This window comes from Bacillus sp. FSL K6-1218, assembly GCF_038006445.1.
Lineage (GTDB): Bacteria > Bacillota > Bacilli > Bacillales > Bacillaceae_G > Bacillus_A > Bacillus_A thuringiensis_S.
Genome location: NZ_JBBOVE010000001.1, coordinates 2,172,580 through 2,194,068, shown reverse-complemented (window position 1 = coordinate 2,194,068; position 21,489 = coordinate 2,172,580). Strand labels below are relative to the sequence as shown.

Sequence of the window (21,489 nt, the reverse complement as noted above, 5' to 3'; positions counted from 1 at the left end):
AGCTGGAGGAATACCAGCTTTTTTCTTCAATATTAGTTCATAACTTTAAACAATCTAATACTTTCTTCATATGCCACTTGGAGTTTCTTTGTAATTGGTCCTCTTTCGCCGTTTCCAAACTGTTCATCACCAATTTGAACGACTGGGAATATTTCAAGCGGCGTCGCTGTAAAGAAGCACTCATCAGCCTCATATACTTCTTGTAATGAAAACTCTCGTTCCTCTACTTCGATATGTAACTCTTTCGCTAATGTAATAACATAGTGCCGCGTAATGCCCTGTAGAATGAAATTGTCAGCCGGATGTGTAATCAATTTATTATTTTTCACCATAAAGAAATTCGAATGACACCCTTCAGTCACAATGCCATCTCGTACTAATATTGCTTCTTGATACCCTTGTTCATTTATTTTATTTTTAATCATGATATTTGGTAAAAGATTTAATGATTTTATATGGCAAAACTTCCACCTGATGTCCTCTTCTACCGTTACCTTAATCCCAGCCTTCATTGAAGCAACTGGTCTTGGGAACGAAACAAGATTTGCAAAATATGTCGGTTGTAAATCTGATTCATATACATGATTGCGTGGTTGTGCGCCTCTTGATATTTGTAAATATACATTCCCATCTTCTTGAAATTGATTTTTTTCAATCATTTGATGTAACTCTTCCACTAATTCTTCCTTCGTAAATGGTGGAATTAGTTTTATTTCTGCCATAGAGTTAAAGAATCGTTCCAAATGTAAATCTAATAAATGAGGTTTGCCATCGTATAGTCTAAATACTTCATAAATACCATCACCAAATTGGAAGCCGCGCTCTTCTAATGCGACCATCGGCTGTTCTTCCTTCGTATTAATCATTCTCCCATTAAACAAGATCCACTCTTTATGAGTAGCTTTCATTCTTCCCCACTCCTTTATCACATGATTGATTTTATTGTACAACTTATGTCACCCTTGAAGAAGGAATTTTCTGTATTTTAACAAACAAAAAATACATCACTTCGTAAAAGTGATGTATTTTATCATTTATTTAAGGAAATATTTTTCAATATCATCTAACATAAGGTTCGCAGCTTTAATACCGCCTGCTGTATTCCAGATTACTTCATCTACTTGGAATACTTTATTATTTTTAGAAGCCTGTAGTTGCTTAAAGAGTGGATCTTCTGTCCATTCCTTTGCTAACGAATTTCCTTCATTATTCTTATCTGCATCTTTATCAGACGTGAAATAGAATAAGTAGTCTCCGTCCATATTTGGAATTTGCTCTTTTGTAATTCCTTTTATCGCAAAATCATCTTTATCTTGTAATGGTGGTCGTTTAAATCCAATATCATTTAAAACAACTCCCGAGAATGAGTTTTTTTGATAAATACGAACATCACCTGGTACGAAACGAATAATAGAAACTTTCGAATTCAATTTATCGCCTAACTTCTCTTTCATTCCTTCAATACGTTTTTTATAATCATCAAGAGCTTTTTGCCCTTCTTTTTCTTTATTTACAGCTTTTGTATAAAGCGTAAAGTTTTCTTTCCAATCACCGCGTAATGTTTCTGCATAAACAGTTGGTGCGATTTCTTTTAGCTGATCATATATTTTTTCGTGACGCATTTTATTTCCGATAATTAAATCTGGCTTAAGCTTCATTACTGCTTCTAAATTAATATCACGTTCAGTTCCTACAACTTCCGTATTTTTTAACTCTTTCGCTACATGAGGGTACCATTCATCACCAGCACGTGGTTTCGTAGTCCCCACTGGCGTTACGCCCACAGCTAGGAGAGCCTCTGCACCTTCATTTGTTAAAACAACAACTTTTTTAGGTGTACCATTTACTGTCGTTTCGCCCATTGCATGCTTTACCGTATATGAATCTTTTGCTTTAGCTGATATATCATTTTCTTTTTTCTCTTCTTTACTACATCCTGCAATTACAACCATGAGTATCATAATGCAGAACATAATTAGTTTTTTAGTATGTATCATATGTCCTCCCTAGATGAAATCGATTATCATTAACAATTAAAGATTAATGTATACTACATACATTGTCAATGTATATCAGAAAACTTTTTTAATATATACCATTTCGATTCTATTGGCTTTTCTAATGTTTCTTTTTAACACATAGTGTATAAGTATGAAAATTTATGTTGTTATTACAATGCGTATCTGAGTTATACATAACAAAGATACGCATCCATATTGCATTATCATTTTAATTCCTAATATTGAGTATACTTAATATACGATGGATCATTATATACCCACTGATTTCCACCAAGGTTTAACCAACCATTTTCATTTATATATACTAAATAAGATTCTGGAGGATTTAATTGACGGATAACTGTAGATGTAGTTGATGGACCACTTCTTAAATTTACATTCATCCCTTGTATATATGCAACCCCAATCGGACTTCCATCACTATTGCTTGTCTTTACAAAATTAATGTAAGAAGGATCATTATACACCCATTGTCCATTCCCCAAATCTAACCATCCGTTACTTTCCTGATATATAACGTAAGATTCTGGAGAAGTTAATTGACGAATAACTGAGGAAGAAGTTGATGGACCATTTCTTAAATTTACATTTTTCCCAAGGATATAAGCGATTCCCTTCGTTTGAGGTGTCGGTTGTGGGTTAGGAGGTTGTGGGTTAGGAGGTTGTGGATTTGGAGCTACTCCAAAAATAGCCGCTATTCCATTTGCATACGCTTGACTTAGATCTTCAATAAATTGTGAATTCTTTAATAAATTTGCATCAAACGTTGTATCAATAAAGGCAGTCTCAGTTAAAATTGCATCCATTGCGGTTTCTCTTAATACCGCATAATTTTCTTTTTTTGCTCCTCGATCACGAAGACCGTATTTTGTTAATACAGGATTTACTGCTGTATGCATCTTTTGTTGCTTTGCATATGCAGTGCTGCTGTTGGATAACGCATTATAAATATAGCTTTCAAAACCTGTACCCCCACCGCTATTAATATGAAATGAAATAAAATAATCCGCACCAAAAGCATTAGCAATATTAGCACGTTCCGATAAGGAAATAAACACGTCACTATCACGTGTCATTTTAATTGTAATTGGGTAATTTACCGTTAAAATATCTCGAACGCGTCTAGCAATTTGAAGCGTTAAGTTTTTTTCTACTAAGCCATTACCAACAGCACCAGAATCATATCCACCGTGCCCTGCGTCTATAACAAGTTTCATTTTACTACCCCGCCCCTTTCTTGTAATATGTTAGCATTGCTACTCGTCCTATTTTATGTGAAATGTACAAGTTCTGTTACAATCACAAATAAAAAAACCGCCTTATGTAAGGCGGTTTCTATCATCTTGCTTTAACCAATTTAAAATAAATATATACGATTGATAGTGAATATAACGTATGCAAAATAAAATAAATAAAAGTACTATTCCAACACCACTATAAAGTAAACCGAACTTTAAAAAAACATTCACAAGTGGTGGAAAGTTCATTATATTTTGTAATGTACTAAGCATACAAAATATAATGAAAAAGACAGGGACGTATTGTAATTCATACGGCTTTCTTTTCTTACTCATTCTTTTCCGAATGATTATATGACATAGTTCTGCTACTATAAAGCACCCTCCAATTAATACAAGACCAGAAGTCATTGTCATACATCCACCTGCCTTATATTTATTGTATCGCATAAATAATCATCGTTATATTTTCTTCACATACGCTCCATCTTCTGAAGTAAAGCCAAAACTCTCTATGAAAGAATGCGCTTTTTCTGTCAATTCCTCTTGTAGCACTTTTATTTCTTTCACATTTCTTTGTTTCATCATTTCTTCAAATGTAAAATACGTATTTGTACCATAACCATAACCTTGGTAATCAAAATGAATAATTAGCTGTGATAAAACAGCTCGTTCCTCTTGAACACTATAATCTATTACACCAATATATGTATCATCAACTTTCACACAATACTGTACCTTTTTCTCACCTAAACTATGCGATTTAAACATTTCTTTAACAACGCTTTCATTTTCTACAGTAACTTTCTCAAACGAAATCATATGTTGTCCATCCTTTTACTATTATTGTATCAATAATACTTCCTATTTATGAAAAAAACCTTAAGACCGTATGCGATCTTAAGGTTTTTCTAATTACACTAAGCTATACGCACGTTTTGTTTCTTCATGGAACTTATTCGTATCGTATTTATGCTCAACATAAATTTGGTGCCATACCATAAACGCAAGTACAGTCCAAATTTTACGGCTATAATCGCCTTTATCTGCACAATGTGCTTCCAGTAAGTTTAATACATACTGTTTGTCGATTAAATGCTCTGTTTTACTCTCGTTTATAATATTGATAGCCCAATCATGCATTTCGTCTTTTAACCAGTGACGAATTGGTACTGGGAATCCAAGTTTTTTACGATCTAATACGTGATCTGGAACGATTCCGCGTGCTGCTTCACGTAAAATAGCTTTCGTAGTTCCGTTAGCAATCTTAAGTTCAGTTGGAATTTTAGATGCAACATCGAATACTTCTTTATCTAAGAACGGTACACGAAGTTCTAATGAGTTTGCCATTGTCATTTTATCAGCTTTTAATAAAATGTCACCGCGTAACCATGTGAACATGTCAATGTACTGCATTTTACTTACATCATCATAATCTTTAATCTCGTTATACAATGGTTTCGTGATATCCATATAGTTAACACTTTCATTGTAATACTTCATTAATTCAGCTTTTTCTTCTTCACGGAAGATTTTCGCATTTCCATAGTAACGCTCTTCAATCGGTGTACATCCACGCTCTAGGAAGCTCTTACCTTTAAATCCTTCTTTAAGAGCACCACTCAATGCTTTTAGAACGCTCTTACCTGGGCTAGGAATGTAAGAGAACATTTTTAGTGAGTTTGGCTCACGGTAAATGTTATAACCACCAAATAGCTCGTCTGCGCCTTCACCTGAAAGAACAACTGTTACATGTTTACGTGCTTCTTTAGCAACGAAGTACAATGGTACAGCTGCTGGATCAGCTAAAGGATCATCCATATGCCAAATGATTTTTGGAAACTCATCCATAAATTCTTTCGCTGAAATGAATACGTTATGGTTTTTAACGCCTAATTTCTCAGCAGTTTCTTTTGCAACATCAACTTCACTGAAACCACGTTGCTCAAAACCAACAGAGAATGTTAAAAGATTTGGATTCATTTCTCTTGCGATAGAAGCGATGATAGATGAATCGATACCACCAGATAAGAATGAACCTACTGGTACATCACTACGCATATGCACTTTTACTGAATCATATAGTACATCACGAATTGCTTGGATATGCTCCTCTTTCGTTGCACCTGAAGCATTGAAATAAGGTTTCCAGTAGCGATGGATTTCCATCTCTTTACCGATTTCTTTTACGAAATAATGACCAGGCTCGATTTTATTAACATCAATTGTTAATGTTTCTGGCTCTGGGCCATATTGGTACGTAAAATAATGTTGTAGTGACGTTGGATTAACGCCTTTATCTTCCATCACATGCATAATACTTTTCTTCTCAGATGCGAAAAATGTAGTATCACCTTGCTGTGCGATGTATAGAGGTTTAATACCGAAGTGGTCACGTGCACCGAAAAGTTTCTTCTCTTCACGATCCCAAATCATAAATGCAAACATACCACGAAGGTAGTCTACACATTTTTCTTTCATATGTGCATACAATGCAATGATAACTTCTGTATCAGATTGCGTTGCAAACGTTGCACCTTTTTCAAGTAACATTTCACGTAATTCTACATAGTTGTAAATTTCACCATTAAAAATAATTACATATCGATCATTTTCATAAGTTAGCGGCTGATGTCCTGCCTCTAAGTCAATGATACTTAAACGGCGGAAGCCAAATTGTACATGTTCATCACGAAAATATCCTTCGTCATCTGGACCACGGTGGAAAATCATCGTGTTCATATTTTCAAATTGATGTTTTTCTGTTTCTGAAAACTCTCTAGGGTTTTCACATAAACATCCTACAAAACCACACATACTTCTTACCCTCTTTCGGTTTTCATTCTGTTTCTATACTACTATATCAACCCTATTTATACTAGCATAATCAACTGAATATGGCGACCAAAAACTATAAAAAAATCACTCCATTTCACATTTTTAACAATTTTTTATGAAAACATGAAAACTAGGCACTCACCTTTCTCCGCTTTTGTCATATGATATTGCAAATTGATTTCTAGGAGGGAATACCATGAGTGAAGAAAAAAAAGATTCTTCTCGCCCACCGGTTCGTAATTACTTAAAGCAAATTGATGATTTCTTCGAGCAAACACCTCTTCGCAATGTAATCGCTGATTTAAATCATTTTTTCCAAAAAGGAAACCGTTTATTAACATTCCCTGTAGATTTATATGAAGTTGGTGAAGAACTCGTTGTTACAGCTGAACTACCAGGTATACAAAAAGAGCAAATCCAAATTGAAATACAAAGTGAATACTTAAAAGTTTCTGTAAAAGAAGAGATACTCGAAGAGGAAGAAGAAGAAACATCCCATAACTATTATCGCCGAGAACGTTCCATTTCAGAAGCATCAAGATTAATTAAGTTGCCGTATTCAATTAATAAAAAAGCAGCAAAAGCTTCTTATCAAAACGGCGTATTAGAAATTCGGGCGCCGAAACTTCCCCAACAACATGACATTTTATCCATAGACTAATGCAAAAAAAATAAGGGTGCTTTGCACCCTTATTTTTAATCCACTAATCGCTTCATATCACGTATAATGTCTTCGTATGGCGTATTACTAATGCCACTATACTTTTTCATTACTTTTCCGTTTTGATCAATTAAATAAAATGATGTACCATGCATGACCTGACCGTTCTCCGGCTTATCTACAAGTGATTGGAAATTATCTTTTGAAAACTTTGTAATATCTTCTAACGAATATCCCGTTAATAAATTCCAGTTACTAGTATCCTCTGTAAACTTTTGAATAAAAGCTTTCAGATTTTCTGGTTTATCAAGGTCTGGATCTACACTAAATGAAACAAACTGAACGTCTATCTTCTCTTCTTTTGCCATCTTTTGCAGCTTGGCCATATTTGCAGTCATTGGTGGACAAACTGTTTGACAATTTGTGAACATAAAATCTGCAACCCAAACTTTCCCTTTTAAATCTTTTGTACCAAATTGCTTTCCATCTTGATTTGTAAATTGGAAAGTTTCTAAATCCCAATTTAATGGTTTACGAAGCTTTGAACCTGATCCACTACATCCAGCAAGTACAAAGAGACAAAATACAACCATAAGACCAATTATTTTTTGATAACGCTTCATTTATAAACCTCTTTTCTCTATCCTAAATTTAAATAGGTTATGTTTATAATAACAAAAGTTAACACTACGAGAAAATTGTTTACTACATTTGTTCACGAAATCGTACGAATTTACGTATGTTACTTCTTTATTTCAAGCGAATTACTAGACAAAATATATTTTTTTACTATTATTTCTATAAATAGAAGTGATAAAACTAATTTTATTGTTACTTTTGTAAATATCTTTCCCTATTTTTTAACAATTCCTTAAACATTAATCCATGTTTTACACTGTATTCCTTAACAACATTTCGGTACAATACAAATACAACGATTTTAAATGAGGTGATGTTCATGGCAAAGCGCTATGAAAATATGGATAATGTTAGTACAAAAAAATCAATTCGCTCTTTTTTACGCTGGCGTAAAGAACGAAAGCAAAACAAAAAAGATTTTTCTTTCTTAGTAGAACAATCACCCGTTAAACAAAGTGCATTTTTGCAAAGTAATGTAAAAAAAACGACTGTCACATGGATTGGGCATTCTACTTTTCTTATCCAAACGAATGGACTTAATATATTAACAGATCCAGTTTGGGCCAATAAATTAAAGCTAGTTCCAAGACTTACAGAACCTGGACTCTCTATAGAAGCACTACCTAAAATTGATATTGTCCTTATTTCACATGGTCATTATGATCATTTAGATTTTTCAACTCTTCGTCAGTTGAATGATGATGTTCTATACCTTGTACCTATCGGATTAAAAAAATTATTTACTCGTAAGAAATTTAAACATGTAGAAGAGTATAAATGGTGGGAAAGTACGATAATTAACGAAGTTTCTTTTCACTTCGTACCTGCTCAGCACTGGACGAGAAGATTCTTATTTGATATGAATACGTCTCACTGGGGGGGATGGATTATTGATAATGAAACGACTATGGAAACCATATATTTTTGTGGCGACAGTGGCTATTTCCAAGGTTTCAAAGAAATTGGTGAACGCTTTTTAATTGATATTGCTCTTATGCCCATTGGCGCTTATGAACCAGAATGGTTTATGAAAGTATCTCATGTTTCACCTGAAGAGGCCGTGCAAGCTTATTTAGATTTAAGCGCTACGCATTTTATACCAATGCATTACGGAGCTTTCGCACTCGCCGATGAAACACCTCGTGAAGCAATAACTAGACTTCGAAATAATTGGAATTTGCGCATGTTACCGTGGGAACAACTGCATGTACTCTTTTTAGGTCAAACTTTTATTTATAGTAACGCAACAAATGATAAGCAAATAAACGAAAAAATTGAAACTTTACATGTGTAACGTAACGACTGATTTTCTATATCCAACATATAATATAGAAAATCCTATAATGAAACTTTAATCAGTGGGAGTTTCTTTATCCCCACTGATTATTAACCTTCACCAATCGGGCTTTTACGGACAGCCCGCCACCTAACCTCTTTGCTCCAGCTAAATTTTGAGGTGGGAGTTTTACTGTCCGCAAATAGCGGGATAAAGGGTGTTTTCTATGAATGAATATTTACAGACTCGCTATATCATTAGCGGTAGTGCCTGTATAGCTCTTCTTATTTCTTACTTTCTATTTACATAAAAAAGCTACTTGAAATATATTTTCAAGTAGCTTTTTTATTACTCTGCTAAATACATAAATCCGATTGCACCCGGACCTGTATGAGTACTAATTATAGGCGTTGTATAGAAAATTTCTGATTGAGCAAACCCACTCACTTTTTCAACCGCCACTTTCATACTTTCAGCTAAAGGAATTGCTTTCGCATGCGGAATTGCAACAGCCTTTACAACTTTTCCAGCTGTATCTTGCTCAAATAACTTAGCTAATGTTTTTACAATTTGGCCTTGGCTACGAACTTTCGTTACAGGATTATAAACACCGTCTTCAAGACTAGCAATTGGCTTTATATTAAGCAGCGAACCGATAAACGCTTTTCCTTTACCGATACGTCCACCCTTCACTAAGTTTTCTAATGTATCTACTACTACATATAAACGAGTATTCTTTCTTACTTCATCTACACGTTTTAAAATTTCTTCTAGTGAGCGCCCTTCATTTGCCATTTTTGCAGCTTCAATTACTTGATATGCTAAAGCATGTGTAATAAATTGAGAATCAACAACTGTTACTTTTGTATCGGTCATTGATGCAGCACTATTTGCTGTTGCTACAGTACCACTCATTCCACTTGTCATATGAATGGAAAGTACTTCACTTCCATCTTCACCTAACTTGTCATACATTTCTACAAATGTACCCATTGCTGGTTGCGATGTTTTTGGTAATTCCTCTGATTTAAGCATTTCTTCAATAAATTCATCTGGTTGTAGATCAACGCGATCTAAATATGTTTGTCCATTTACAGAGATTGATAATGGTAGAACATGAATGTCATACTTCTCGATTACTTCTTGTGATAAATCTGCCGTTGAATCTGTTACAATTTTAATTTTTTGCATATTATATTCTTCCCTTTCCAATACGCTCTCCTTGTTATTATACTAGTATTCCCATTGCTTTCAACAATTTGGAACGAAATTTCATCAAATTAATTATATTTTTATATCTAAAATGAAAAAGACAGAGCTCCTAACCCTGTCTCTACTCTATATCATGCATTTTTTTCAAGAGTATTTGTTTTATATACATTTAAATAATCATTCCACTTCAAACAATTTTGTAAATATTCACGGAAAGAATATGAAAATCTTGGATGTTTTTGTTTTTGAATTTTTGCAATAAATAATTGAAGACGAGACTGAATTAGAAACGATAATGGATGCTGCGCCTGTAGGACAGGGATTTCGAATATTTTAATACAATCCCCTGTTGAATGAGTGAAATAAAAACTTTTCGTAATCACAATATCAATCCTCTTTTTCATTGGATTTTTGAACTTCCTCTACTTTGCGTTGTAACACGTTGTTTAAAGCGGAGTAAAATCAGACTTATATGATTTCTGTAGTCCTTATGGCTAGAAGATTTATACTCTATTCATCTCCACCTAATCCATCTTCCCATCCTAAATATCTCCGAGACGGGAATCTCATTATCCATCAATTGTTTAATACATTTAGTATAAGCTTATAAAAGCGCAAAGTTTGTCTAAATTTTGGAGATTCTATAATTTTTTTCTTCTATATATTGTATACGTTTATAGCTATAGTATAACCAATAAATAAAAAAGTGCCTTTATAACGAGGCACTTTTCGACTGCATTTCTTCTCTTTTCTTTTTCCTCTTACTAACAACCTTTGATAAAGCAATACTTACTTCATAAATACAAATAAGCGGCACCGCAACTAAACTATGAGATAAAAAGTCAGGCGGTGATATACAAGATGCAATGATAATCAGTGCTACGTAAGCATATCTTCTTATTTTTATTAAAAATTCCGCCGTAAGTATTCCAATACTAGTTAAAAACATTACAACGACTGGTAATTCAAAAATCACAGCAAATGGAACTGTTAAATTAAGTACAAAATGAAAATACTTTTCTGTCGTAAACATCGTATTAAACATTTCATTACCTATCGTAGTTAAAAAGTGAAATAGAAATGGCATTACAATAAAGTATCCAAAACATAAACCTGCAATAAATAATATAGACAATACCGGTATATACATTATTGTCATCTTTTGTTCATTTGGATGTAAACCCGGTTTTACAAATAACCAAATTTGTATAGCAGCAAAAGGAATTGTACAAACGATAGCAAATACTGTAGCAATCGAGAAAAAAATCCATAATACATCACTTGGACCGAGAACAGTTAATTTCATTGGTAAATCTTTTACAAGCCAAAAATAAATATCCTTTGTAAAAGTAAATCCGATAATTAAAAATAGTACAAAGGATAACACCGTATATATTACTCTTTTTCGAAGCTCAACAATATGTTCTACTACGCTCATTTCCCGATCTTCCAACTCGTTCACCACACTTTATTTATCCATTACAAGGAAAATACATTACATTTTTTCTTTCTTTTCCTTTTCTTGAAATGCGTCATCTGTCAATTCTTTCGTTGATTTTTTAAACTCTTTTAACGTTTCCCCTAAAGCCTTCCCGATTTCCGGCAATTTTTTAGGTCCAAATAAAATGAGTACTGCTACTAAAATTAAAATTAACCCTGGAAAGCCAATATTTGAAAACATTTCCCCATCCCCTTTATTAGTAGTTTCCTTGTCCTACTATTACATAATTTCATTTTGTCAAAAAAGTTTGAAAACGTCAACAAATCCATTGCCTTTTGTCAAAAAAATTCAAAAATATAATCAATTATACAAATTTCATTTTCTATTGCCCTTGTGTATGATATGGTAAGGGAAATGACATATTATTTCATGATAGTAGAAAGGATTTGCATTATGACTGAAAAAATGACACGAATGACCCAATTTGTAAAAGAAGAAATTGCAAATGCAATTACACATGGTATCGGTGCCATTTTAAGCATCCCTGCCTTAATCATATTGATTATTCATGCTTCTAAGCACGGTACCGCATCAGCTGTAGTTGCATTTACTGTTTATGGTGTAAGCATGTTTTTACTGTACTTGTTTTCAACATTGCTACACAGCATCCATCATCCTAAAGTTGAAAAAATATTTACTATTTTAGATCATTCAGCCATTTACTTATTGATTGCTGGCACGTATACTCCTTTTCTACTTATTACACTTCGTGGCCCATTAGGATGGACGTTACTTGCTATTATATGGACACTTGCAATCGGAGGTATCGTCTTCAAAATTTTCTTTGTACGTCGCTTTATAAAGGCATCAACTTTATGTTACATCATTATGGGCTGGCTCATAATCGTTGCCATTAAACCACTTTATGAAAATCTAACTGGACATGGTTTTTCACTACTTTTAGCGGGCGGAATCTTATATTCTGTCGGAGCTATATTCTTCCTTTGGGAAAAGCTACCTTTCAACCATGCCATATGGCACCTGTTCGTTTTAGGTGGTAGTGCGATGATGTTCTTTTGTGTACTCTTTTATGTCTTACCTACAGCATAATAAAAAAGGTTTCAGCTTACTATAAGCTGAAACCTTTTTTATTACTTATGTAATTGTGATGCGATAACTTCCTGTGTATGCTTCGTTAATTCTTTAATATCCATATTCGCATAATCTTCAGGTGTAATCGGCTTAGAAATTGTTACTGTTGCATGAGCTGGCTTCATACGATTTCCATTCGCTTCAAACATCTTATATGTACCATCTAACGTTACAGGTAAAATTGCTACACCTGACTTTACTGCAAGATGAAAACTACCAGCCTTAAACTCTCCAACTTCGCCACCCTTACTTCTTGTCCCTTCTGGGAAAATTACGATAGAATGTCCATTCTTTAATAGCTCGATTCCATCTTTAATTGCTTTAAGAGATTGACGACGATCGCTACGATCCATAAATACACAATTCATGAGTTCCATCCAAGTTGGTACAACTGGGAACTTTTTAATTTCTGCTTTTGACACGAATCCAATTGGTTTATTTAAGTAACCTAGTAAAACAGGGATATCCATATTACTTTGGTGATTACTTACAACTAGTACTGGCTTGTCTTTCGGAACATTTTCAAGCCCTTTAACTTCTACTGTCCCTCCAGCTACACGTACCATTTTCTTACCAAACCAATTTGTCGTTTTGTACACAGCATTATCTTTTTCTTTTGGCGCCATCGTATTTACTTGTCTTTTAAGACGCCACATTCTCGGTGTAATCGCAATTACGATTAAAATTAAATAAAAGATTTTAAAAAACGTTTGAATCATACAGAACCCCCACCTATTATCATTCCGACCTTCATTATACTAGACAAACGAAGGAAAAAGAAGAAAAAAAGTCCAAACATCAAGTGTTTGGACTTTTTAAGGCATTCTATATTAGAAACGTTTTGCTAATTCACGAGCATTAGCAATTGCTGCTTCTTTAATTTCTTGTGCTTTTTCAGGGTTTGCATTCATACCTTCAACTGCAATATATTCAGTTTCATTTACTCCGACAAATCCTAATACAGTTTTTAAGTGATTGCGACCGAAGTCTACAGCTGCGTATGCTCCTTCAGAATATACGCCACCTGTTGCTTGAATGTGAAGTGCTTTTTTACCTTCTAATAAGCCAACTGGACCATTTTCAGTATATTTGAATGTTTTACCTGCGATTGCTACGTTATCTAAGTATGCTTTTACTACTGGTGGATAGCTAAAGTTCCACATTGGAGTTACGAATACATAACGATCTGCATGCATAAATGTTTCTAAGTTTGTGTTCATTGCTGCTACTTTTTGTTGTTGAACTTCAGTTAAAGTTTCAAAGCCTTCACCTGCTGCAAATTTCCCCCAAGCAGCAAATACATCTGCATCGATTGCTGGTACAGTAGTATTGAATAGATCAATTGTTACAACTTCGTCTTGTGGATGCTCGTTTTTATAAGCCTCGATGAAAGCTTCCCCTACTGCCATTCCGAAAGAACCTTCTGCTGAATTTGGATTTGCTGTGATAAATAGTACTTTTGTCATTGTATTCTCTCCCTTTTTCTCTTTATCTTTAATTCAAGATTTGTTTTTTAAAAGTTAATAACTTACCTTATGTAAGTATAATACAAAAAGTTTTAATCAATGTCAATAAAAAATAGCTACTTTTTTTTCGTAAGTTAATGATTTATTTTGTTTCTTTAAAATTTAGTATACAGATATTAAGACTCCTCATACAAAAAGGCTATCTCTATAATTTATAGAGATAGCCTTTTATTACATATTATTTTTGAAAAACATGTTTCACTTTTTCAGCTGGAATGTTACTTCCACCTCTACCTTTTACATCTTCAATCATCATTGTAATGACCATATCTGGTGAATTTAAATCAAATGCAGCGAACCAGCCTAGTTCTTTTCCTTCGGCCTCTTTGGATACTTTTAATTCCGCTGTACCTGTTTTTCCAGCAAGAGTCATTCCATCAATTTTAGCAATTTTCCCTGTACCATCCGGATCATTAATTACTTTCGTCATAGCAGTTTTTAATATATCCTGATTTCCTTTAGAAATTACATTTTCTTTCCAAGCTTTTGGTTGTTTATCTGTTTTAATAATATACGGTGATGGAATCGTTCCATCATTTACAATTGGCGCATACGTTAAAGCTAAATGAAGAGGAGTCATTAATACTTGCCCTTGTCCATATCCTGTATCTGCCATTTGAATATCATTTTTAATACCGTCATTTGCAATTTTAGAAGCAGGGAATCCATATTCAATTGGTAATTTTTCATCGAATCCGAATTTTTTCGCTTCACTCATAAACTTGTCTTTTCCGATTTTCAATGCTTCTTGTGCGAAGTAAATATTATCCGAGTATTTCATCGCCTTATCAAAATCAATCGGATTTGCATCTTTCACACGCGTTACATAATAATTACCCCAAGAAGAATCTTTTGTCCATTTTAATCCTTCAATTTTTAACTCTTCTTTTGGATCGATCGTTTTCGTTTCAAGACCAATTGCAGCTGTAATTGGTTTAAATACAGAACCTGGTACCGATAATTGTGTAAAGCGATTCGTCATCGGCTTTTTCGGATCATTATTCCAAGCTTCGCGTTGTGCTTTCGATGTTCCTCGTGCAATTAAATTCGGATCATATGCTGGACTACTTACTAGTGCAATTGTTTCTCCACTTTTCGGATTAATTGCTGCACTTGAACCAGCTTCGCCCTTCATTTCATTGTACGTTTTTTCTTGAACAGCACTATCAATAGTTAAAGTTACGTTTTCTCCATCAACAGCATCTGTTTTTGCCAAGTTTTTAATTTCTTTTCCTTGTGCATCTTCTACAAAGACACGGCCACCTTTTTTACCGCGTAGCTTTTCCTCTAATACTTGCTCTAAACCAGCTTTACCAACTGGATCATCAGCTTGATAGCCTTTCTTTTGAAGCGTTTTTAAATCTTCAGCATTTACCTTTCCGATATAACCAGTTAGATGAGCTGCCGCTTCCCCTAATGGATATGTACGAACATTTACAGGTTTTGTTGAAACACCTGCTAAATCAATATACGTATTTTGCGTTGCCCCTTCGGGCAAAATTCCAATTGGTACGAGATACCCTGGTTTTACCCATTTAGCAGCTAATTTTTGATCAATTTCTTCTACAGTCATATTTAACAACTTCGCTACTGTCTCTTTCGTTTGCGGAGCAGTATCGTCTAATTTTTCTGGAACTATTCCAATTTCAGAAGCTTTCCCATTCGTTGCAAGACCTTTTCCATTACGATCGTATATTTCACCACGTTTTGGCTGTGTTGTCTGCATACGCACTTTACTATCTTTCGTCATGCCTGGGAAAATAAAATCAGGAGTCCAATCTATTTTCCAAGATTCTTTATCTCCATCTTTTTCTTTCACCATTTTTGCTTCATGACCAAATGTAATTTTACCACCAACTGTATCCATGCTTACTTTAAAAGGAACAGGGCCTTCATCTTTTTTATCTTCTTTTACTTCCCCTGTTTCTACCTTTAAGTCTTTCACTTCGATACCAGAATAAATCTTTTCATATTTCTCAGTAAACTCTTTCTTTGAAATATCTTTTTTTGCATTTTTTGATAGTTGATCATACATATCAGCAAATTTTTGTTTATTCCACGCTTTTACATATGTATCAAACGCTTCTTGTGGTTTTTCTTCTTTACCACATCCAACTAACATGAATGTTAAGCAAAGAAAAAGAATCCCCCATATCTTTCTCAATCGATTCTCCTCCTCTTTCTATATTAGTACTTTTGAAAATTTTAGCATTTTTACATGCTATCTATCATTATAGCACTATCGAATCTCATCTATAAACTTATATTGGTGAATATAAATAAAAAGATTGATGCGAATTCTCACATCAATCTTTTTTTATTATTGTTGTTTCTCATATACATGGTAATAATACGTATACGGGTTTTTTTCATCCGTTAAACCTTTTTCCACAAAAATCTCTTTCCAATTTGTCATATCCATTTCTGGGAAGAATGTATCTCCTTCAAATGCATAATGGATTTTTGTTATATACAATTTGTCTACATAAGGTAAAAAGAGATCATAAATTTGCGCCCCGCCAAAAATAAAAATCTCTTCTTCATTTTTACATAGTTCAAATACTTCTTCTACAGAATGAACAACTTCACATCCTTCAACGTGATATCCTTCATTACGAGTTACAATAATATTCCGTCTTCCAGGCAGCGGTCTACCAATCGCTTCATAGTTCTTTCTTCCCATAATAAGCGGGTGACCCATCGTTGTTTTCTTCACGTATTGTAATTCACTCGGTAAACGCCAAGGTAAATTATTATCTTTACCAATTACTCTATTTTCGTCCATTGCGACCATAAATGAAACAATCATTTTTTTCATCTCCTCTACAATTATACTGCAACCGGTGCTTTAATTGCTGGATGCGGATCGTATCCTTCAATCGTTAAATCTTCCATTTCAAAATCGAAAACAGATTTCACATCTGGATTTAATGTAAGTTTTGGGAACGGACGTGGTTCACGTGCCAATTGCTTTTCTACTTGTTCAAAATGATTTGTATAAATGTGTGCATCTCCAATTGTATGAACAAATTCTCCTACTTCAAGACCACATTCATGTGCAATTAAATGTGTTAGTAGTGAATAACTTGCAATGTTAAATGGAATTCCAAGGAATATGTCACCACTTCTTTGATATAGCTGACAAGAAAGTTTTCCGTCCGCTACATAAAACTGGAATAATGTATGACAAGGCGGTAATGCCATACTCGGTACGTCTTCAGGATTCCAAGCAGAAACGATTAAACGACGTGAGTCTGGTGTTTTTTTAATCATTTCAATTACATCTTTTAATTGATCAAGTGTCTCACCGGCTGTCGTTTTCCAAGCACGCCACTGTTTACCGTATACGTCTCCTAAATAACCATATTTATTTGAGAAATCATCATCTTCTAAAACGTTCTTTTTAAACAATTCCATTTGCTCATCGTACTGTACTTTAAATTCTTCATCTTGTTGTGAGCGAAGACCGAAATCGGTCATATCAGGCCCAGTATACTCGTCACTTTCCACCCAGCTCTTAAATGCCCATTCATTCCAAATATTATTATTATGCTGCAATAAATAGCGAATATTTGTATCACCTTTCATAAACCAAAGCAGTTCACTTGCTACAAGGCGAAATGGTACTCTTTTTGTCGTTAATAAAGGAAATCCTTTACTCAAATCAAAACGCATTTGATATCCAAATACAGATACAGTTCCTGTCCCTGTACGATCTTCTTTCTTCGTACCATGTTCCATTACATGGCGGCATAAATTTAAGTATTCATTTTCAGCATGTTTCATATGTAGGAAAACCTTCTTTCAATCGTATATGCAATTTATCATAACATGAAAAATGGTAAAGTTAATAATCCTAATTAATAAAATTTCTTGCACTAATTCTTACAAAATTATTAACTTTCCAAATTTAAAAAGGTTTTCATTTTCTATTACCGAAAGTATAGTGCGGTAGAACAAAATTTATATTTGGAGGTTAGAAGTATGTCTAAAATTGGAACGCCTGTTATGACTTCTTTACAAACAACGGTTGAAAAAATGATGAAGGATTTAAATGTTCCTGGTGCTGCTGTCGCTGTAATAAAAGACGGTGAAGTTATTATTTCAGAAGGTTTCGGCTATCGTAATATAGAAACAAAAGAGGCTGTTACACCGCATACTCGATTCGCAATCGGTTCTTCAACGAAAGCTTTTGGCACACTTTCATTAAGTTTGTTAGCACAACAACAAAAATTTAATTGGGATAGTCCTGTCCAGTCTTATATACCTAACTTCTCTTTATCTGAAGTACTTGCTAGCTCACAAGTTACCGGACGAGATTTAGCTTCTCATCGAACCGGTGTAAGCCGTCATGAGGCTCTTTGGTATAGCTCTTCCTTATCTCGAAAAAATCTCGTTGAAAAAATAAAACATTTACCACTTGATGCGCCGTTCCGAACAGCGTTTCTATATAACAACTTAATGTATGCAACAATTAGCTACATTGTTGAAAACATTACAAATCAAACGTGGGAGCAATACACTACAGAACATATTTTAGAACCTTTAAATATGAGACATACAAACTTCTCTGTTAACGATTCACAAACTACAGATGATTACGCTTTACCTTACATTGAAAATGACGGTGAAATAAAAGCAGTTCCATTCCGTAACATCGATACAGTTGGCGCTGCTGGGTGTATTAATTCCACAATTGAAGATATGGCAAATTGGGTACTTCTCCACTTAAATGAAGGAAAATTTGGAGATCATGAATTAATCTCCTCTGAATTATTACAACAAATGTATACACCACACAATTCAATTCCAGACCAACCGGTTTTATCACTCCCTGAATCTCCATTAAATAGTTACGGTCTTGGTTGGTTTATTAGCGCTTACCGTGGTAATAAGGTAATTCATCATGGCGGTAATATTGATGGGTTTTCAGCACTTGTTTCATTCATACCAACAGAAAACATAGGCCTTGTCATTTTAACGAATGCTGGAGGAACATTACTTCCTACTTATCTCGCTAATCAAATTTATGACGAACTACTTGAATTAGAATCCATTGATTGGCATAAACGTGCTGTAGAAGATACTGAGAAAATGAAGGAAATGATGAAAGAAGCAACTGAATCGCTTCCTGAACAAATTAAAGGGACTACACCTTCTCACAAGTTAGAGGATTATACTGGTACTTTTGAACATCCTGCATACGGAACATTACAAGTATACAAACAAGATGATTCGTTATTTGTACAATTTATGGAGATGGAGGTTCAATTGCACCATCATCACTACGACATCTTCTCTGCAAAAATTGACTTATTCCAAATGAAAATGAGTTTATTATTCGCTTATGAAATGAATGTGAGTGGTGAATTCCCATCTCTTCAGTTACATGTGCCAGCTATGTTAAGTACTCAGCCGCTTACATTTAAGAAAATTAAATAAGTATTTTGATGGTAAAAAATAAAGGTAGGTGCGAATCACACCTACCTTTTCTATTTCATATCAATCTTATCTGGTTGAAACCAAATCGGCTTCGATAATTCAAAGTTTTTATGATCTTCCAATACAATATGAAGACGCTCTAACGTATCATCCAACATATGCGGTGCTGCTCGTAATGTCCAGACAACTGATGAGAAAACTGTCATGCTAACGTACACCGCATATAATTTCCAGAACTCCTCTGGTATTCTCTCATTAAAGTATCCTTCTATTTGTCCGATTGAATATGGAATACTAATGTCTCTTGCAAATAATGCAATTTTTACGAAATCATGCAGTGGGTCGCCCCAGTCATAACCATTGAAATCAACTACACCTACATATTTCCCATCCCGTACAATTATATTTTCTAAATGAAAATCATCGTGTTGAAATCGATTTGGGCGATCCTTTACATACATTTCATTTTCATCTATAAACTTAATAATTTTATCATCATTTTCAATTTTAATTCCGCATGTTTTATACGCCTCTAAATATTTCCTATGTTTTTTCATTGCTCTTTCATACCACGGAAGTATATTCTTAGGAGCTTCAAGTGTATGCATTTTCACTAAATCTTTTCCTGCCTCTATGCCAATATCATATTGTTCTTTTGGTGAATACGTAGACAATAGTCTCTTCGCATCTTCCCCTTCTAAATATGAAAAAATACTATAGCATACACCTTCTTCTTCCAATATACCTATTTCAATTGGCCTTTGTGCCTGTACGTTACGTTTTACCATTTCATTTAAAATTTGAAACTCTATTTTCTTTCTTTCATACTCTTTTATATCGCCTGTCCGAAATAAATATTTTTCATTATTTGCATTCGTAATTACATATTTCTTATCTGGAGAGAAACCTTTAGAAATTTCTTCAATATTCGCTGCATCTTTTACAATTTGTATATTGTTTTGCTGCGCTGTAATTATCTTCATATCTATTCCCCTTACATTTCTGCATTTGGTGTATAGGCTACTTCTACAATAAACCCATTCGGATCGTAAAAATCAATCGTATAGTACCCTTCTGAATAATGATTCATTTCAATTGGACCACGTATTACCTTCACTTTCGTACTAGAAAGAAAATCTGCTACTTCATCAACTACTTCTCTATGAATAGCTTGATAACAAATATGTCTAGGCCCTAACGTCCTTACGATTTCCTCATCTACTTCTTTAAAGTATATTTCACTTTCTCCCGTGCTATATGCTACTTCATTTAACTTTCTCCATCCAATTATGAAAAACAACTTATTATAAAAAGAAATGGACTCCTCTAAATTTGCTACCCAAAATTCAATATGATGAATGCCTGCTCGCAGTGTATTCATATTAAGAATACGCTCCTTGTACTACTTCCACAATTTCCATCGGCTTATGAACCATGTAATCTGGTGCATCTTTTTTCACTGTTTCAATGACATCATATCCCCAAGATACCCAAATTACGTTCACTCCAGCCTTTTTACACGCTGCTACATCTCGCTGTTCATCACCAACGTATAACATATCTTTCTCTGTTATTTTTTTCGATTTTAAAAATCTTTTTATCATTTTATCTTTACCAAACAGATTTTTAGAACAATACACTTCTTGTATATTTTCTATATCATTCTTGTGTAAAAATGCCCGAATATGCTCTTCTGAGTTAGATGATATAACCGCAATACCGTATCCTTTTTTATATAGTTCATCTAATACATCCTTCATCCCATGAAATAAAACAAGATCTTTTATAGCAGGCTGATATAATTTATAAAACTCCAACGCTAATATCGGTAATTTATACAGTGGTACATCGAGTTGTTTACATCTCTCTGGCATCGTTAATTTACGTAAATGTTCAATTTCTTCTTCCTTTACCGTTTTATATCCGTGCTTTTCAGCAATTTGATTATAAATTGGTACAAATATATTTTGCGAATCTACTAATGTGCCATCAAAGTCAAAAACAATGTATTTTTGCATCTCCATACTCCTTTTACTTCTTTTT

General features: G+C 34.0%; 23 protein-coding genes. 4 read left to right on the top strand and 19 right to left on the bottom strand.

Going from position 1 to position 21,489, the window contains the following annotated elements; genetic code table 11:
* Positions 1-32 precede the first annotated feature (32 nt).
* The 6 genes from dat to asnB all read right to left on the bottom strand — a co-directional run bounded on the left by dat (position 33) and on the right by asnB (position 6,076).
* Positions 33-908 carry a D-amino-acid transaminase gene (dat, locus tag MHI26_RS11230; RefSeq protein ID WP_000648395.1) on the bottom strand — a complete coding sequence of 292 codons (876 nt, stop codon included), beginning with the start codon at positions 906-908 and terminating at the stop codon, positions 33-35.
* Positions 909-1,034: 126 nt separating this feature from the next.
* Positions 1,035-1,997 carry an ABC transporter substrate-binding protein gene (locus tag MHI26_RS11225; protein ID WP_000581983.1) on the bottom strand — a complete coding sequence of 321 codons (963 nt, stop codon included), beginning with the start codon at positions 1,995-1,997 and terminating at the stop codon, positions 1,035-1,037.
* 239 nt (positions 1,998-2,236) lie between these two features.
* The gene (locus MHI26_RS11220; RefSeq protein WP_061665976.1) at positions 2,237-3,238 is read right to left on the bottom strand and encodes an N-acetylmuramoyl-L-alanine amidase; all 1,002 of its coding nucleotides are present in this window, start codon (positions 3,236-3,238) and stop codon (positions 2,237-2,239) included.
* A 102-nt stretch (positions 3,239-3,340) separates the two neighbouring features.
* Entirely contained in the window at positions 3,341-3,670 is a 330-nt protein-coding gene (locus MHI26_RS11215; protein ID WP_000200463.1) for a hypothetical protein, read from the bottom strand.
* A 51-nt stretch (positions 3,671-3,721) separates the two neighbouring features.
* Positions 3,722-4,081 carry a GNAT family N-acetyltransferase gene (locus MHI26_RS11210; RefSeq protein ID WP_000622687.1) on the bottom strand — a complete coding sequence of 120 codons (360 nt, stop codon included), beginning with the start codon at positions 4,079-4,081 and terminating at the stop codon, positions 3,722-3,724.
* Positions 4,082-4,174: 93 nt separating this feature from the next.
* Positions 4,175-6,076, bottom strand: coding sequence for an asparagine synthase (glutamine-hydrolyzing) (gene asnB, locus MHI26_RS11205; protein WP_000333814.1), 1,902 nt, complete (start codon positions 6,074-6,076; stop codon positions 4,175-4,177).
* Positions 6,077-6,293: 217 nt separating this feature from the next.
* Between asnB and MHI26_RS11200 the strand changes: the two genes are divergently transcribed.
* Positions 6,294-6,758: an Hsp20/alpha crystallin family protein gene (locus MHI26_RS11200; RefSeq protein WP_001288084.1), complete on the top strand. Its 465-nt coding sequence runs from the start codon at positions 6,294-6,296 to the stop codon at positions 6,756-6,758.
* Between the two features lie 35 nt (positions 6,759-6,793).
* Here MHI26_RS11200 and MHI26_RS11195 read toward each other — a convergent pair whose 3' ends face one another.
* A complete protein-coding gene (locus MHI26_RS11195) occupies positions 6,794-7,381 on the bottom strand; it encodes an SCO family protein (RefSeq protein WP_000833341.1) in 588 nt (195 codons plus the stop codon).
* Between the two features lie 335 nt (positions 7,382-7,716).
* On the opposite strand from MHI26_RS11195, the gene MHI26_RS11190 reads away from it, so the two are divergent.
* Positions 7,717-8,691 (top strand): MBL fold metallo-hydrolase, encoded by a 975-nt coding sequence (locus MHI26_RS11190; RefSeq protein WP_001129638.1) that lies wholly within the window; start codon positions 7,717-7,719, stop codon positions 8,689-8,691.
* A 330-nt stretch (positions 8,692-9,021) separates the two neighbouring features.
* Here MHI26_RS11190 and MHI26_RS11185 read toward each other — a convergent pair whose 3' ends face one another.
* From MHI26_RS11185 to MHI26_RS11170, 4 genes are all read right to left on the bottom strand, one after another.
* Positions 9,022-9,864 carry a DegV family protein gene (locus tag MHI26_RS11185; RefSeq protein ID WP_042973291.1) on the bottom strand — a complete coding sequence of 281 codons (843 nt, stop codon included), beginning with the start codon at positions 9,862-9,864 and terminating at the stop codon, positions 9,022-9,024.
* Between the two features lie 152 nt (positions 9,865-10,016).
* Complete coding sequence (locus MHI26_RS11180; RefSeq protein ID WP_000629012.1) at positions 10,017-10,268, bottom strand: DUF2535 family protein; 252 nt, start codon at positions 10,266-10,268, stop codon at positions 10,017-10,019.
* A gap of 329 nt (positions 10,269-10,597) precedes the next feature.
* On the bottom strand, positions 10,598-11,323 hold the full coding sequence (gene tatC, locus MHI26_RS11175) for a twin-arginine translocase subunit TatC (RefSeq protein ID WP_000117643.1): 726 nt from the start codon (positions 11,321-11,323) through the stop codon (positions 10,598-10,600).
* A gap of 57 nt (positions 11,324-11,380) precedes the next feature.
* Positions 11,381-11,566 carry a twin-arginine translocase TatA/TatE family subunit gene (locus MHI26_RS11170; RefSeq protein WP_000492443.1) on the bottom strand — a complete coding sequence of 62 codons (186 nt, stop codon included), beginning with the start codon at positions 11,564-11,566 and terminating at the stop codon, positions 11,381-11,383.
* A 213-nt stretch (positions 11,567-11,779) separates the two neighbouring features.
* Between MHI26_RS11170 and trhA the strand changes: the two genes are divergently transcribed.
* Positions 11,780-12,436: a PAQR family membrane homeostasis protein TrhA gene (gene trhA, locus MHI26_RS11165; protein WP_000136889.1), complete on the top strand. Its 657-nt coding sequence runs from the start codon at positions 11,780-11,782 to the stop codon at positions 12,434-12,436.
* A 41-nt stretch (positions 12,437-12,477) separates the two neighbouring features.
* On the opposite strand, the gene MHI26_RS11160 is transcribed toward trhA, so the two are convergent.
* The 5 genes from MHI26_RS11160 to MHI26_RS11140 all read right to left on the bottom strand — a co-directional run bounded on the left by MHI26_RS11160 (position 12,478) and on the right by MHI26_RS11140 (position 17,790).
* Complete coding sequence (locus MHI26_RS11160; protein ID WP_000616579.1) at positions 12,478-13,197, bottom strand: lysophospholipid acyltransferase family protein; 720 nt, start codon at positions 13,195-13,197, stop codon at positions 12,478-12,480.
* Between the two features lie 111 nt (positions 13,198-13,308).
* The gene (locus MHI26_RS11155) at positions 13,309-13,944 is read right to left on the bottom strand and encodes an FMN-dependent NADH-azoreductase (protein ID WP_061665975.1); all 636 of its coding nucleotides are present in this window, start codon (positions 13,942-13,944) and stop codon (positions 13,309-13,311) included.
* A gap of 238 nt (positions 13,945-14,182) precedes the next feature.
* The gene (gene pbpC, locus MHI26_RS11150) at positions 14,183-16,168 is read right to left on the bottom strand and encodes a penicillin-binding protein 3 (protein WP_001227237.1); all 1,986 of its coding nucleotides are present in this window, start codon (positions 16,166-16,168) and stop codon (positions 14,183-14,185) included.
* Positions 16,169-16,324: 156 nt separating this feature from the next.
* The gene (locus tag MHI26_RS11145; protein WP_000637207.1) at positions 16,325-16,813 is read right to left on the bottom strand and encodes a dihydrofolate reductase; all 489 of its coding nucleotides are present in this window, start codon (positions 16,811-16,813) and stop codon (positions 16,325-16,327) included.
* Between the two features lie 20 nt (positions 16,814-16,833).
* A complete protein-coding gene (locus MHI26_RS11140) occupies positions 16,834-17,790 on the bottom strand; it encodes a thymidylate synthase (protein ID WP_000679600.1) in 957 nt (318 codons plus the stop codon).
* 198 nt (positions 17,791-17,988) lie between these two features.
* On the opposite strand from MHI26_RS11140, the gene MHI26_RS11135 reads away from it, so the two are divergent.
* Positions 17,989-19,446 carry a serine hydrolase gene (locus MHI26_RS11135; RefSeq protein WP_000034532.1) on the top strand — a complete coding sequence of 486 codons (1,458 nt, stop codon included), beginning with the start codon at positions 17,989-17,991 and terminating at the stop codon, positions 19,444-19,446.
* Between the two features lie 50 nt (positions 19,447-19,496).
* Here the strand turns inward: MHI26_RS11135 and MHI26_RS11130 are convergent, their stop codons facing one another.
* The 3 genes from MHI26_RS11130 to MHI26_RS11120 are packed head-to-tail and all read right to left on the bottom strand — an operon-like array spanning position 19,497 to position 21,464.
* Positions 19,497-20,429 (bottom strand): aminoglycoside phosphotransferase family protein, encoded by a 933-nt coding sequence (locus MHI26_RS11130; RefSeq protein ID WP_061665974.1) that lies wholly within the window; start codon positions 20,427-20,429, stop codon positions 19,497-19,499.
* An 11-nt stretch (positions 20,430-20,440) separates the two neighbouring features.
* A complete protein-coding gene (locus MHI26_RS11125; RefSeq protein WP_001094661.1) occupies positions 20,441-20,827 on the bottom strand; it encodes a VOC family protein in 387 nt (128 codons plus the stop codon).
* Between the two features lies 1 nt (position 20,828).
* Positions 20,829-21,464, bottom strand: a complete 636-nt coding sequence (locus tag MHI26_RS11120; RefSeq protein WP_042973285.1) for an HAD family hydrolase — start codon at positions 21,462-21,464, stop codon at positions 20,829-20,831.
* Positions 21,465-21,489: the final 25 nt, after the last annotated feature.

Bases quoted from the DNA above. Each gene is read 5' to 3' on its own strand.
- dat (WP_000648395.1), bottom strand. From the start codon at position 908: ATGAAAGCTACTCATAAAGAGTGGATCTTGTTTAATGGGAGAATGATT.
- MHI26_RS11225 (WP_000581983.1), bottom strand. From the start codon at position 1,997: ATGATACATACTAAAAAACTAATTATGTTCTGCATTATGATACTCATG.
- MHI26_RS11220 (WP_061665976.1), bottom strand. From the start codon at position 3,238: ATGAAACTTGTTATAGACGCAGGGCACGGTGGATATGATTCTGGTGCT.
- MHI26_RS11215 (WP_000200463.1), bottom strand. From the start codon at position 3,670: ATGACTTCTGGTCTTGTATTAATTGGAGGGTGCTTTATAGTAGCAGAA.
- MHI26_RS11210 (WP_000622687.1), bottom strand. From the start codon at position 4,081: ATGATTTCGTTTGAGAAAGTTACTGTAGAAAATGAAAGCGTTGTTAAA.
- asnB (WP_000333814.1), bottom strand. From the start codon at position 6,076: ATGTGTGGTTTTGTAGGATGTTTATGTGAAAACCCTAGAGAGTTTTCA.
- MHI26_RS11200 (WP_001288084.1), top strand. From the start codon at position 6,294: ATGAGTGAAGAAAAAAAAGATTCTTCTCGCCCACCGGTTCGTAATTAC.
- MHI26_RS11195 (WP_000833341.1), bottom strand. From the start codon at position 7,381: ATGAAGCGTTATCAAAAAATAATTGGTCTTATGGTTGTATTTTGTCTC.
- MHI26_RS11190 (WP_001129638.1), top strand. From the start codon at position 7,717: ATGGCAAAGCGCTATGAAAATATGGATAATGTTAGTACAAAAAAATCA.
- MHI26_RS11185 (WP_042973291.1), bottom strand. From the start codon at position 9,864: ATGCAAAAAATTAAAATTGTAACAGATTCAACGGCAGATTTATCACAA.
- tatC (WP_000117643.1), bottom strand. From the start codon at position 11,323: ATGAGCGTAGTAGAACATATTGTTGAGCTTCGAAAAAGAGTAATATAT.
- MHI26_RS11170 (WP_000492443.1), bottom strand. From the start codon at position 11,566: ATGTTTTCAAATATTGGCTTTCCAGGGTTAATTTTAATTTTAGTAGCA.
- trhA (WP_000136889.1), top strand. From the start codon at position 11,780: ATGACTGAAAAAATGACACGAATGACCCAATTTGTAAAAGAAGAAATT.
- MHI26_RS11160 (WP_000616579.1), bottom strand. From the start codon at position 13,197: ATGATTCAAACGTTTTTTAAAATCTTTTATTTAATTTTAATCGTAATT.
- MHI26_RS11155 (WP_061665975.1), bottom strand. From the start codon at position 13,944: ATGACAAAAGTACTATTTATCACAGCAAATCCAAATTCAGCAGAAGGT.
- MHI26_RS11145 (WP_000637207.1), bottom strand. From the start codon at position 16,813: ATGATTGTTTCATTTATGGTCGCAATGGACGAAAATAGAGTAATTGGT.
- MHI26_RS11140 (WP_000679600.1), bottom strand. From the start codon at position 17,790: ATGAAACATGCTGAAAATGAATACTTAAATTTATGCCGCCATGTAATG.
- MHI26_RS11135 (WP_000034532.1), top strand. From the start codon at position 17,989: ATGTCTAAAATTGGAACGCCTGTTATGACTTCTTTACAAACAACGGTT.
- MHI26_RS11130 (WP_061665974.1), bottom strand. From the start codon at position 20,429: ATGAAGATAATTACAGCGCAGCAAAACAATATACAAATTGTAAAAGAT.
- MHI26_RS11125 (WP_001094661.1), bottom strand. From the start codon at position 20,827: ATGAATACACTGCGAGCAGGCATTCATCATATTGAATTTTGGGTAGCA.
- MHI26_RS11120 (WP_042973285.1), bottom strand. From the start codon at position 21,464: ATGCAAAAATACATTGTTTTTGACTTTGATGGCACATTAGTAGATTCG.